Annotated in this window: 11 protein-coding genes; 4 read left to right on the top strand and 7 right to left on the bottom strand. The window is 68.6% G+C overall.

The window, feature by feature from the left end; all coding sequences use genetic code 11:
* Positions 1-94 precede the first annotated feature (94 nt).
* The 5 genes from hfq to dusB all read right to left on the bottom strand — a co-directional run bounded on the left by hfq (position 95) and on the right by dusB (position 6109).
* Positions 95-340, bottom strand: a complete 246-nt coding sequence (hfq, locus tag O5O43_RS06810; protein WP_131249128.1) for an RNA chaperone Hfq — start codon at positions 338-340, stop codon at positions 95-97.
* A gap of 167 nt (positions 341-507) precedes the next feature.
* Entirely contained in the window at positions 508-1371 is an 864-nt protein-coding gene (locus O5O43_RS06805; RefSeq protein ID WP_271086145.1) for a D-amino-acid transaminase, read from the bottom strand.
* A complete protein-coding gene (locus O5O43_RS06800) occupies positions 1371-2777 on the bottom strand; it encodes a sigma-54 dependent transcriptional regulator (RefSeq protein ID WP_271086144.1) in 1407 nt (468 codons plus the stop codon). Before O5O43_RS06800 ends, O5O43_RS06805 begins: the two co-directional genes overlap by 1 nt.
* A 12-nt stretch (positions 2778-2789) precedes the next feature.
* Positions 2790-5051, bottom strand: coding sequence for a PAS domain-containing sensor histidine kinase (locus O5O43_RS06795; RefSeq protein WP_271086143.1), 2262 nt, complete (start codon positions 5049-5051; stop codon positions 2790-2792).
* Positions 5048-6109 (bottom strand): tRNA dihydrouridine synthase DusB, encoded by a 1062-nt coding sequence (dusB, locus tag O5O43_RS06790; protein ID WP_271086142.1) that lies wholly within the window; start codon positions 6107-6109, stop codon positions 5048-5050. The genes O5O43_RS06795 and dusB overlap by 4 nt, the downstream gene beginning before the upstream one ends.
* Before the next feature lie 64 nt (positions 6110-6173).
* On the opposite strand from dusB, the gene O5O43_RS06785 reads away from it, so the two are divergent.
* Positions 6174-7307 (top strand): bifunctional 2-C-methyl-D-erythritol 4-phosphate cytidylyltransferase/2-C-methyl-D-erythritol 2,4-cyclodiphosphate synthase, encoded by a 1134-nt coding sequence (locus O5O43_RS06785; protein ID WP_271086141.1) that lies wholly within the window; start codon positions 6174-6176, stop codon positions 7305-7307.
* Between the two features lie 14 nt (positions 7308-7321).
* Here O5O43_RS06785 and O5O43_RS06780 read toward each other — a convergent pair whose 3' ends face one another.
* Positions 7322-9619, bottom strand: a complete 2298-nt coding sequence (locus O5O43_RS06780) for a spermidine synthase (protein WP_271086140.1) — start codon at positions 9617-9619, stop codon at positions 7322-7324.
* Positions 9620-9701: 82 nt separating this feature from the next.
* Between O5O43_RS06780 and O5O43_RS06775 the strand changes: the two genes are divergently transcribed.
* Positions 9702-10196 (top strand): CinA family protein, encoded by a 495-nt coding sequence (locus tag O5O43_RS06775; RefSeq protein WP_271086139.1) that lies wholly within the window; start codon positions 9702-9704, stop codon positions 10194-10196.
* Positions 10193-10429 carry a sulfurtransferase TusA family protein gene (locus tag O5O43_RS06770; RefSeq protein ID WP_271086138.1) on the top strand — a complete coding sequence of 79 codons (237 nt, stop codon included), beginning with the start codon at positions 10193-10195 and terminating at the stop codon, positions 10427-10429. Before O5O43_RS06775 ends, O5O43_RS06770 begins: the two co-directional genes overlap by 4 nt.
* Here O5O43_RS06770 and O5O43_RS06765 read toward each other — a convergent pair.
* A complete protein-coding gene (locus O5O43_RS06765) occupies positions 10395-11318 on the bottom strand; it encodes a YihY/virulence factor BrkB family protein (protein ID WP_271086137.1) in 924 nt (307 codons plus the stop codon). The two genes, O5O43_RS06770 and O5O43_RS06765, sit on opposite strands and share 35 nt — an antisense overlap.
* A gap of 184 nt (positions 11319-11502) precedes the next feature.
* Between O5O43_RS06765 and O5O43_RS06760 the strand changes: the two genes are divergently transcribed.
* Positions 11503-12825 carry a diguanylate cyclase gene (locus O5O43_RS06760; protein WP_271086136.1) on the top strand — a complete coding sequence of 441 codons (1323 nt, stop codon included), beginning with the start codon at positions 11503-11505 and terminating at the stop codon, positions 12823-12825.
* Position 12826 lies beyond the last annotated feature (1 nt).

Genomic DNA, 12826 nt, shown 5'->3' with positions numbered 1-12826 from the left:
ACTCAGCGACAGTCGCGGTCCGGCGACAACCGCCCGACAGCCTCGCCGAGATGGGGCTTTTCGTCCAAAATTCAAGCCGCCCGAAGGTCCGGCTTCAGTCCTCGTCGGCGTCCGGCTCGTACAGTTGTACCGGGGCCGACGGCATGATCGTCGAGATGGCGTGCTTGTAGACGAGCTGGGACTGGCCGTCGCGACGGAGCAGCACACAGAAGTTATCGAACCAGGTCACGATGCCCTGCAGCTTGACGCCGTTCACCAGGAAGATGGTCAGCGGGGTCTTGGTCTTGCGGACGGAGTTGAGGAAGGTGTCCTGAAGGTTCTGACGCTTGTCTTGCGACATGGCAGGTTGGTCCTGTTCTTGGTTGTTTCGCCACGTCGGGGAGAGCGCGGGTCCGGATCGAACGCCCGGCCTGACCACCTTAGACGCGGGCGCAAGCGCGTCGCAACCGCCGGTGTGGCGATTTCATCGTCTGATGGATTTCGTGAACGAACAACCGTGGCGGGGCGTCAGACCGAGTCCCGCTTGGCGTCTTCCAGATAGCGGGCGCGCAGGCGGGTAGCGATCGGGCCGGGCTTGCCATCGCCGATCTTCACACCGTCGATCGAGACGGCGGGCATGACGAAGGCGCCGGCGGCCGTGAAGAAGGCCTCCTTCGCCTCCTTGGCCTCGTCGACGCTGAAGGGGCGTTCGTCGAGTTCGATCCCCTCCTCCTCGATCATGGTCATGATGGCGGTGCGGGTGATGCCCTTCAGGATATTGGCCTGGGTGTCGCGGGTCCGCAGCTTGCCGTGCTTGTCGACGATCCAGGCGTTGGTCGAGGAGCCCTCGGTGACAAGACCCATTTCGTCGACCATCCAGGCCTCATAGGCGCCCTTGTCGCGAGCGGCCTGTTTGGCCAGCACGTTGGGCAGAAGGCCCACGGTCTTGATGTCGCAACGGCCCCAGCGGATGTCGGGGTGGGTGACGACAGCGACGCCGTTGGCGGCCGTGGCGTCGGACTTCCTCGCGCTGACAGACTTGGAGGTGACGATAACGCTGGGCGGAGTGCCGGGCGCGGGGAATGGGTGGTCGCGGCGGGCCGTGCCGCGCGTAACCTGAAGATAGACGATGCCGTCGCGCACGCGGTTCCGGCGGATGGTTTCCTTCAGTACTCGGGTGAGGGCCTCGCGTGTCATGGGAATGTCAATGCGCAACTCATTGAGGCTGCGGTGAAGTCTGGTCATGTGGCCGTCGAAATCGGCCATCTTGCCGTTGAAGACAGACCAGACCTCATAGACGCCGTCGGCAAACTGGAAGCCGCGATCCTCGACGTGGATCGTCGCCTCCGAGTGCCGCTGATAGACCCCGTTCACATAGGCGACGCGCGACATCAGTCGATACTCCCTTCGTCTTCGTCACCGCCGCGCGAGGGCGACACGCCCAGCGATTTGAGCTTGCGGTGAAGCGCCGATCTCTCCATGCCGATGAAGGCGGCGGTCCGCGAGATGTTTCCGCCGAACCGCATGATCTGGGCCGCCAGATACTCGCGCTCGAACACCTCGCGGGCCTCGCGCAGCGGCAGGGCGATGGTCCGTTCGGCGCCCATCCCTCCTCCCGTGTTCGAAGCGACCTCTTGAGGCAGCATGTCGGCCGAGATCGGGTCGTTGAGGTCGCCCGTCGCCAGGATCAGCAGGCGTTCGACGTTGTTGCGCAGTTGGCGGACGTTGCCGGGCCAGGGGTGAACCTGGAGCACGGCGATGGCGTCGTCGCCCAGCTTGCGGCGCGGCAACCCTTGCGACACGCTGAGGGTCTCGATGAAATATTCGACCAGTTCGCCGATGTCCTCGCGGCGTTCCGACAACGGCGGGACGCGGATCGGCACGACGTTGAGACGATGAAACAGGTCCTCGCGGAAGCGGCCCTCGGCGATCTCGGTCTTCAGGTCGCGGGAGGTGGAGGTGACGACGCGGACATCGACCTGGACGTCCTGTTCGCCGCCGACGCGACGGAAGCGCTGTTCGACGAGGACGCGCAGAATGCGGCTCTGGCTCTCGCGCGGCATGTCGCCGACGTCGTCGAGATAGAGGGTGCCGTTGTGGGCGCGTTCGAAGACGCCGATCTTGCGCGGACGACCGTCGTGACCCTCTTCGCCGAACAGCTCGAGGTCGAGGCGCTCGGGCGTCATGCCGGCGGCGGAGATGGCGACGAACTCGCCCTTGGCGCGGGGGCTGGCCTCGTGGATCTGGCGCGCGACCAGTTCCTTGCCCGAACCCGGAGGGCCCGAGATCAGGACGCGGCTGTTGGCCGGGGCGACCTTGACGATGGTGGTGCGCAGGACCTGGGCGGCGGCCGAGCGGCCGATCAGGCCGGTCGGGGTCATGGCCACGGCGCGCAGGCGGCGGTTCTCGCGCTTCAACTGGGCGGCTTCGAGCGCGCGTTCGATGACGACCACGAGGCGGTCGGACTTGAACGGCTTTTCGATGAAGTCGTAGGCGCCGCGCTTCAGGGCGCTCACGGCCGTCTCGATATTGCCGTGGCCCGAGATCATGACGACCGGCAGATCGGCGTCCAGGGTCTTGATGAGGTCGAGCAGTTCCAGACCGTCCATGCCGCCGCCCTGCATCCAGATATCCAGGACGATGAGGCTGGGTTTTCTGGCCCGGATACCGGCCAGGGCCTCCTCCGACGAGGAGGCGACGCGCACGGCGTGACCCTCGTCCTCGAGCAGGCCCGAGACCAGGTCGCGGATGTCGGCCTCGTCGTCGACGACCAGGATGTCGGCTCCGGTGGAACGCATGACGCCTCGCTACTATTCGGCGGCCGGGGCGTCGGCGCCGCGAGGCTCCGTTTCACGCCCGGTCTTGCCGGTGGGGTTGAGGGGGAAGATCAGGCAGATTTTGGCGCCGTGCAGGCTGTCGCTATCTGACAGTTTCAACTCGCCGCCGTGGTCTTCACAGATGCGCTTGACGATGGCGAGGCCGAGGCCCGTGCCCTTCTCGCGCGTGGTCACATAAGGCTCGGTCAGGCGGTCGCGGTCGCGGACGGGCAGGCCCTTGCCGTCGTCCTCGATGATGAATGTCGCGATCTCGTTCTCGACCGCCAGACGGGCGATGATGGCGGTCTGGCCGTCCTCGGCGGGCGTGCCGAGGCGGCGGGCGGCGACGGCCTCGCCGGCGTTTTTGAGGATGTTGAGCAGGGCCTGGCTGACCATCTGACGGTCAACCTTCATCTTGGTCTTGGGCAGGGGTTCGGTCAGCTCGACCGGCAGATCGGGTGCGGCCACGCGCTGGGCGAAGACGGCCTCGCGCAGCAGTTCGGCCGGGCTCTCGTTGGTGAAGCGCGGCGCGGGCATGCGGGCGAAGGACGAGAATTCGTCCACCATCCGGCCGATGTCGCCGACCTGACGAATGATGGTGTCGGTGCAGCGGTCGAAGATTTCGACGTCGTCGGTGATGCCGGGGCGGAATTTCCGCTTCAGCCGCTCGGCCGAGAGCTGGATGGGGGTCAGCGGGTTCTTGATCTCGTGGGCGATGCGGCGGGCGACGTCACGCCAGGCGGCGTTGCGCTGGGCCGTGACGAGGCGGGTGATGTCGTCGAAGGTCAGCACCATCTCGCCCCCGACCCCGCCCTCGATGCGGACGCGCAGGCGACGGGTCTCGCCTTCGCGGGCGACGTCGATGTCTTCCTCGATATGAGCCTCCACACGGCGGACAAGGTCGCCGAGTTCGGGAGCGATAGTCCCCAGAGCCTTGCCGCGAACCTCGACCTCGGAGATCGAAAGCAGCTGCAAGGCGCTGTCGTTGATGGCGGAAATCCTGCCGCGCTTGTCCAGGCCAATGACGCCGGCCGAGACGCCGGACAGGACGGTCTCGATGAAGCGGCTGCGATCGACCGCCTCGTCGCTGGCGGTCTTCAGCGCCGCCTGCTGGGCCTGAAGATCGGCGGTCATGCGATTGAAGGCCTCGGACAGGGTCGCGATCTCGCCCGGCGCGCCCGTTCCGTCGACGCGGGCGGACAGGTCGCCGGCCGAGACCTGATCCGCGGCCTGGACCAGCCGGCCGATCGGGGAGGAAATCTGGCTGGCCGCCGACATGCCCAGCCAGACGGCGCCGACGAGAACGAGCAGAGCCGTCTCCAGATAGCTGAGGGCGAAGGCGGCCTGGATGCGGGCGCGGCTTTCCTCGGCCACGCGATAGGACTCGATCGAGTCCAGGCCGTTGCGCATCCGGGCGACCAGGCCCGGCGCCAAGGGGCGGACGACGTAGAGATAGGCCTCGCCATAGTCGGGCAGCGGATAAAGGGCGCGGATCGTGTCGGGGTGTTCGGTGACGGCGAGCGGCACGTCCCGGCCCTCGGCGGCGGTCTCGAAGGCCTCGCGGGGTGGCGCGACATAGGCCGGCGCGTCGGGCAGATCGCTTTGGGCCAGCACCTCTCCCTCGCCGTTCAGGATGTAGACGGCGGGATAGCCGAAGAAGTCGGCGATCTGGGTCAGGGCGCTGGAGAACTGGATGCGGTTGTCGAACGCGCCCCGCACGCCGCCGAGTTCGTTGGCCATGCTGCCGAGGTCACGCTCCAGCCCGCCGCCGACGTCCGCGACATAGGCCTTGCCGATGAATGCGCCGTTGTCGACGGAGGAGCGGACGTTCTCCGAGAACCACTGGTCCACGCCCCGGTTGACCAGAAGACCGAACACCATGGCGATCAGTACGGCCGGCACCACGGCGACCAGTGAGAACAGGGCGACGAACCGCAGGTGCAGGCGGGCGCCGGGGTCCTCGCGACGCCGCCGGGACAGGCGCATGACCTGACCGCCGATGATCGTCGCCAGGCCGAAGATCAGGACCAGATTGGCCAGGAGGATGAACAGGACCGCGCGGCTGGCGGTCGACCGGGCGTCGTCGCCGGCGCTGGCCCCGGGCGCCACCGCGACCAGCCAGATGGCCGCACCGGTGACGAGGAAGGCGATGGCGTAGGCCGCCCCGAAGGCGGCTCTCGCATGACCGGACGTCAACCGCCCCCAGAAGGAAGGGTCGCCTTTTTTCGCCGGGGTGATGGCGGGCGTGTCCGTCATGACGCGGAAGCTTCAACCACCTGTGGCGAATTTTCAACAAGAGAGTTGCCGAAATACAGCGAGTTTTTGGGAAGGTCCCACAGGTCGGCCAGGGCGGTCGCGACCTCCTCGGGAGTGTCCAGTCGACAGATGCGGCTCTTGGCGGCCTTTCGCTCTGCGGGATCGGCGGGCCAGGGCGCCTGCTCGACATACCAGCCGAGGTGTTTGCGGAACATGCGCAGGCCGACGGGGCCGTCGTAGAAGGCGCAGGAGGCGGCCATGTGCTCGACGACGATGGCGTACCGCTCGGGGCGATCCGGTTCGGTCAGGACGCCGCCCTCGCGCAGCGCATGATCGAGATGCGCGGCCAGCCAGGGACGGCCATAGACGCCTCGGCCCAGCATCAGGGCGTCGGCGCCGGATTGGCCCAGCGCCGCCCTCGCGTGTTCGGCCGTGATGATGTCGCCATTGACGATGACGGGGATGGAGACGGCGGCCTTGGTCGCGCTGACCGCGTCCCAGTCGGCGACGCCGGTGTAGAACTGCTGGCGGGTGCGGCCGTGAACTGTGACGGCCTGGACGCCGAGGTCTTCGGCGCGCTTCGCCAGTTCGGGGGCGTTCTTCGTGTCGTCGTCCCAGCCCAGGCGCATCTTGACGGTGACCGGGCGGGAGGTGGCGGCGACGGTGGCGGCCATGATCCGGCCGGCGAGGTCGGGGGTGCGCATCAGGGCCGAGCCCGAGGCCGAACCGGTGACCTCCTTGGCCGGACAGCCGAAGTTGAGGTCGACGATGTCGGCCCCGGCGGCCTCGGCCATGCGGGCGCCCTCGGCCATGGCGGCGGGATCGCGACCGACCAGCTGGATCACGGTCAGGGGCAGGCCGTCGCCGACGGCGGCGCGGCGGACCACGTCGGGACGGGCGCGCGCCAGTTCGGAGGCGGCGACCATCTCGGTTGCGACATAGGCCGCGCCCAGACGACTGGCGAGCAGGCGGAACGGCAGGTCCGTGACGCCCGTCATCGGCGCCATCAGGACCCGGCCGGGGATGGCGACGTCGCCGATCTGGATCCCTGTGCTCATGGGTTGCTCAACACGCGAAGCATCGCCCCTCGTCAACCGGCAAGGCGGCGCTTAGAAGGCAGCCATGAGTTTTGCAGCGATCGTGGTGGCGGCCGGTTCGGGGTCTCGGGCCGGAGGCGACAAGCAGTGGCGGCTCCTGGGCGGCAGACCCGTCGTCCGCTGGTCGGTCGAGGCGCTGCTGAACGCCGCGGCCGAAGAGGTTGTGGTCGTCGTGGCGCCGGACGGTCTGGATCGGGCGGCAGAGGCGCTGGCCGGGCTGGAAGGCTGGCGGGCCGTGGTCGGCGGGGCCGAGCGGGCGGATTCCGTGCGGGCGGGTCTGGAGGCCCTGAGCGGCGCGGCGGATCGACCGGTGCTGGTGCATGACGCAGCGCGGCCGTTTCTGTCGGGCGAGGTGATCCGGCGGCTGCTCGACGCCCTGCAAGGGGCGGACGGCGCCATCGCCGCCCTGCCCGTCTCCGACACCCTGAAGCGCGGCGACGAGCGGATCGAGACGACGGTGGACCGGGCCGGACTGTGGCGGGCGCAGACGCCCCAGGCCTTCTGCGCGGACCGGCTGCGCGCCGCCTATGGGGCTTGGCCCGAGGGTTCGGCGGCGACGGACGATGCGGCCGTTGTCGAGAACGACGGCGGCGTGGTGCGGCTGGTCGAGGGCGATCCGCGACTGATTAAACTGACCTACCCTGAGGATTTCGCCATGGCCGAGGCTTTGATCGCAAGGCAGACCCGGGTGGGTCAGGGCTTCGACGCGCATCGGTGGGGGCCGGGCGCCTCGGTCTGGCTCTGCGGGGTCGAGATTGCGCACGACCAGACCCTCCTCGGTCATTCGGACGCGGACGCGGGCCTGCACGCCCTGACCGATGCGGTGCTGGGGGCCATGGGCGACGGGGACATCGGCGACCACTTCCCGCCGACCGATCCGAAGTGGAAGGGGGCGGCCTCGGACCAGTTTCTGATCCACGCGGTCGAGCGGCTGACGGCTCGCGGCGGGCGGCTGGTGAATGTCGATGTCACCCTGATCTGCGAGCGGCCGAAGGTGAAGCCACACCGTCAGGCGATGCGCGAGCGGCTCTCCGAAATCCTGCATCTGCCGCTCGACGCCGTCAGTGTGAAGGCGACGACCATGGAGAAGATGGGCTTCACAGGGCGCGAGGAAGGTCTGGCCGCCTCCGCCATCGCGACGATCGAATTGCCCGCCTGATCAACAGACTGGCGTCACCGCCTGAAGTGACGCCACAGGGAGCCGAACAGGTTCACATAGTCGTCGGTCCAGGGCCGGACCTCGGTGTCGGCGAGAATGCGCCACTGCGCCTGATCGCGGAACTCGGCCAGACCGGCCTCGGTCGGCGACAGGATCAGGGCCTCGGTCGAGGCCTCGGCCATGTCGGGGGCCTGGGGCGATTCCTGATACAGCTGATGCAGGCTGACCGCGCCAAGACGCTGGGCCGCCGCTGCCGCCGGCAGGGTGATGTCGAGGTTCCGGTTCGACAGGTGGAGGATGACCACGCCATCGGGCTTCAGCAGCTTCAGATAGCCTTCAATCGCCTCGACCGTCAGCAGATGGGTCGGGACCGAGTCCGACGAGAAGGCGTCGATCAGCAGAAGATCGTAGGTCCCCGGAGCCTCATGCGCCATGGTCAGGCGGGCGTCGCCCAGCACGGTCTGGATCGGGCCGTCGGCGCAGTCGGAGATGAAGGTGAACCACTGGGGATCGCGCGACAGCCGGTCGACCAAGGGATCGATCTCGAAGAATTTCATCTCGTCGGCGGCGCGCTTGTAGCCCGCCATGGCGCCGGAACCCTGTCCCACCACGCCGATCTTCAGGGCCGGACGACGCAGCTGGAGCATCTGGGTGGTCTGACCGATCGGGCTGGCGGGGGCGTAGTAGAGGGTCGGCATGCAGGCGAAGGACGGATTCCTCGGCTGGGCGCCGTGCAGGGTCGTGCCGTGCATCAGGATGTTGACCTGACCGCCCAGACGGGGGTCCTGCATGGTGCCGATCTTCATCACGCCGAAGAAGCTGCGGTCGACGAAGGCGGCCTCGTAGCCGCGCGCGATGTAGCCGGTCGACAGGGCGATTAGGCCGGCGATGACGACATAGGCCGGGGTCCGGTCACGCAGGATGAAGCCGGCCAGAATCGGAGCCAGCATGACGAACTGGGTCAGGGCCGGCATGTTGTCCGAGACATTGTTGTTGAACCACCAGGCGAAGCCCCAATCGGCCTGGAACACGGCGGACAACAGAGGCGGCAGGCCGGTCATCAGCACCGCGCCGACGAACAGATAAACCTCCCAGTTCTTGATGGGCGCGCGGTTGAACGGCCGGGCCAGTCCGACGAGGACCAGGACCAGCGGGTACTCCCAGACGCCGTTGAACAGGACCGGCGCCAGAAGCGCGGTGAAGGCGCCGCCGACGACGCCGCCCAGCGACATCAGGAGGTAGAACTCCGTCAGCCGGTCCGGCGGCGGGCGACGCGCGGCCAACCTCTGGTGACACATCAGGGCCAGCAGGAAGAAGCACGCCAGGTGGAGGCCGAACATCGCGACCCAGTCGCCGGTCCTGAAGGCGGTGAAGCAGATGCAGGCCAGGGTCACGGCGGCGGAGATCACCAGGGTGATGGGCAACGGAATCCAGGGCCTGTCCTGGAAGGCGATGACGAAGGTCAGCAGATAGAGAGCCAGTGGGATGACCCACAGGAACGGCGCCGAGGCGACGTCGGTGGCGAGGTGGCTGGTCACGCCCAACATCAGGCTGGACGGGGCGGCGGCCAGAAGGACGAGGACGATCTTCTCGCGCCAGGCGATGGGCGGGCTGGTCTCGAGCGCTGCGACGGGGGCCGCCGTGCCGATCTGGCCGCGACGCCAGGCGACGAAGGCCAGGGCCACGACCATCAGCATGAAGGCCGCATAACCTCCGCTCCAGGTCGCGCGCTGACCCGAAAGGGTCATCAGGGGCTCGATCAGAACGGGATAGGCGAGCAGGGCCAGGAAGCTGCCGAGGTTGGATGCGGCGTAGAGGACGTAGGGGTTCTGGCCGTCCGCGTGACCGGCGCGGACGCGGGCGTACCAGGCCTGAAGCAGGGGCGCGGTGGCCGAAAGGACGGCGAAGGGCGCGCCCACCGACAGGGCCAGGGTGGCGAGCAGCCAGCCGATCGGGGCGTTGGGGTTGGGATCACCCAGGACGCCGTTGATGTGGAGCGGCAGGAACAGGGCAGCGAGCAGGAGGAGGACCAGATGGGTCGCCATCTGGGCTCGCATGGACTTCAGCCGCTGCAGCCCGTGGGCGTAGCCGTAGCCGGCCAGAAGCGCGGTCTGGAAGAAAACCATCGCCGTGTTCCAGACCGATGGCGATCCGCCCAGCATCGGCAGGACCAGCTTGGTCACCATGGGCTGGACCACGAAGACCAGGGCCGCTGAGGTGAAGATGGCCACGGCGAAGAGGATCGGCGTCACACGATCGCTGCGGTCGGTGGAGGGACCGGCGGCGTCCGGCAGGGTTGCGTCGGTCATCATGTCCCCGTTCAGGCGCGTGCAATCGTCAGGCGGGCGCGCTAGGCCGAGCCTAGACTGACTCGCGCACCGTTCGGAAAGACCGATGTTCCCAGACGATATTCAGCAGATGGCCGCCGCGGTGATCGCCGCCGCCTCGGCGCGGGGGTGGACGGTGGCGACCGCGGAAAGCTGCACCGGCGGACTGATCGCGGGGGCTTTGACGGCGGTGGCGGGATCGTCGGCCGTCATGGACCGGGGCTTCGTCACCTACTCGAACGCGGCCAAGTCGGAGATGCTCGGCGTGCCGGCCGAGACGGTCCTAACGTTCGGCGCCGTCTCCGAGCCGACGGCCCGGGCCATGGCGGCCGGGGCGCGGGTGACGGCCGGGGTCGATCTGGCCGTCTCCGTCACCGGGATCGCGGGGCCGGGCGGCGGGTCGGATGAGAAGCCGGTCGGGCTGGTTCATTTCGGCTGCGCCGGGGCAGAGGGCGTGAGCCATGAGGCGCATCGCTTCGGCGATCTCGGGCGTGAACGGGTTCGGCTGGAAAGCGTCCGGGTGGCCTTGGGCTTGCTGTTGACCGCCTGCGAGGGCGAGTGAGCGAGATCGTCGTCGATGCGCGCGGGCATCGATGTCCGGTGCCGAGCCTGCGCCTGCGAAGGGCGGCCGAAGGGCTGGAGGGTGTGCGGCTGGTGCTCTTGGCGACCGATCCGATGGCGCGGATCGACGTGCCCTATCTGATGAGCGAACTGGGCGGGCGGGTCGTGTCGGTCGAGGAGGCCGAGGGCGTCCTGACCTTCACCGTCGCGACGCGCGCCGCTCCGAAAGATTGACGACGGACGGGCTATCCTCCGCCGCGATGTCCGGCGCGCCCGAAGACCGGGCCGCGATCTCCATCTCGGTGGCGAAGGCGCCGCCGTAGAAGATGGCGTTGACGTTCCAGGACAGCCAGATCAGCAGCACCACGACCGCGCCGACCGAGCCGTAGGTCGCGCCGAGCTGGGCGATCTGCTCGACATAGATGGCGCACAGCCAGGACGAAATCATCGACAACAGGGTCGCCACCGCTCCGCCGACGATCGACGGGAACCAGGCCACCGGATCGCGGTGCGACATGGCGTAGCGATAGAGCAGCGTCAGGCCGAGGCCGAGGCCGGCGGCCGGCAGAAAGCCGTTCAGCGGCAGCCCGCCCTGCCCGGTCACCGCCTCGGCATGCTCCAGCAGGCGGGCCGTGACGACGGCGCCGGAGACGATGGTGAACAGGCCGAAGGCGACGACGGCCACCACGAAGGCGAGGAAGTTGAACTTGAAGAAGCCATGCGGCTCCGTTTCGTCATGGATCAGGTTCAGACCCGCCAGCAAGGCCTTGAATCCACGGTGCGCGGCATAGGCGCCGACAAACAGGGCGAAGGCGCTCTGGGTCGAGATGGCGCGGGCCGAGGCGTTCGACAGTCGCTCCACCTCGGCGCGGAAGATGGCGCGGGCGGCGTGGGGCATGACGTCGGCGAGCGCGGCAGCCTGTTCGCCGACCTGGCCGATCGACAGCACGGCCTTGTAGAAGCCGATCAGGATGGCGATGGCCGGAAACACGGCCAGCAGGGCGAAGAAGGACACGCCGCCCGTGTAGAGCATGACGTCCCGACCCCAGCTGCGCGCGAACGCCCGCCCCGAGAGCCGCACCCAGAAACCGGGCGACGCCATTTCCTTGGACTGTCCGCTCAAGCCTTTACCCACCGCAACCCAGCCGTTGATCCTACTCCAAAACGCAGGCTTTGAAAGCCGTCGCGTCTCGGGCCTTTTCACCTCCTGCGCGTATCTGGGCCGTTGCGCCGCAGGGGGCCGCGTCGGTATGGTCCGGCCGCTCCTGTCGGGAGCCGCGACCCATCGGGCGCGCCGGGGAGAGACTGTGATTTCAGGTTTGGATCCACGCGTTCTGGTCGTCGCTGAGACGGATGAGCGGATCGGCGCTCTGTGCCGCGGGCTCGATTCGCTTGGCTGGCGCACCATGACGGCGCGGTCGGGCGCCGGCGCGGTGGCCGCCCTGAGCGATTTCCAACTGGAAGCGGCGATCCTGGATGCCGAACACCCCGAGATCGGGGCCCTGCCCGAGGCTCTCCGACGGGCCGCCGGGGCGCGGCGCTTGCCGGTCATCGCCCTGGGGCCCCGCGCCGCAGACCTGTCGGGCGGGCCGTTCGATCTGACGATGACCGAGCCCCCTCACCCGGCCCAGGCGGCGCTGCGGATCGAACAGCTGGTCCGTGCGGCCATCGCCGAGGAAGAGTTCCGCCTGCGCCAGCAGACCTTCGCCCTGCACGGCGCGACGCTCGATCCCGGCACGCCGGACCCGAGCCCCGTGCGGGTGCTGATCGCGGGCGCGCCCGATCATCGCTTCATCGCCCTGTCCAACACCCTGACGGCGGCGGGGGGCGAGGTGGTGGCGGCGCCGACGCCCTATACGGCCTTCGACTATCTGCATGAGAGCGCGTTCGACGCGGCCGTGCTGTGGGGCGCGCCGGATCACGCCCCGGCCCTGTCGATCGCCTCGGGCATGAAGCGGAACACCCGCCTCTATCACATCCCGCTGGCCCTCTATCTGCGCTCCGAAGGCGAGATCAATCTGAGCGAGCTCTACAACCGGGGCTTCTCGGAGGTCGCGGCCGCCGACACGCCGGAGCCGGAGGCCGCCGCCCGCGTGCTCGATCTGGCGAGGACGCATCGCCGGCATCTGGCCATCCGCAAGGCGCTGGAAGGCGCGCGCGGGGCCGGGATCATGGACCCCTCGACGGGCCTGTTTACTCGCCATCTGTTCGCGAGCCATCTGGGCCGCGTCGCCGAGGCCGCCTCGGCGCGGCGTCGGCCCTTGTCGGTCTGCGTGCTGCGCGTCGCCGAGAGCGACACCCTGTCTCGTGCGCGTCAGGGCGGCTGGCTGGACCGGGCCATGCCGCAGATCGGGGCCATGGTGTCGCGTCTGGTGCGGGTCGAAGATACGGCGGCGCGCCTAGCCCCCGAGGTCTTCGCCCTCGCCCTGCCCGCCACGCCGGGTCCGGCGGCGCGTCTGGCCGTCGAGCGGATCGCCGCCGTCATCGGATGCACGGCTTTCGACGCCGGTCCGGACCGGACGCCGTTCGTGGTCGAGTTCAATGTCGGGGTCGCCGAGCTGATGCAGGGCGAAGGCGCCGCCGCCGTTCTTGAGCGGGCCTCGGCCGACATGCAGGTCCAGCCCGTCTGAC

Source organism: Brevundimonas sp. NIBR11 (genome assembly GCF_027912535.1).
Classification (GTDB): domain Bacteria; phylum Pseudomonadota; class Alphaproteobacteria; order Caulobacterales; family Caulobacteraceae; genus Brevundimonas.
This window is presented reverse-complemented; position numbering and strand designations above follow the sequence as displayed.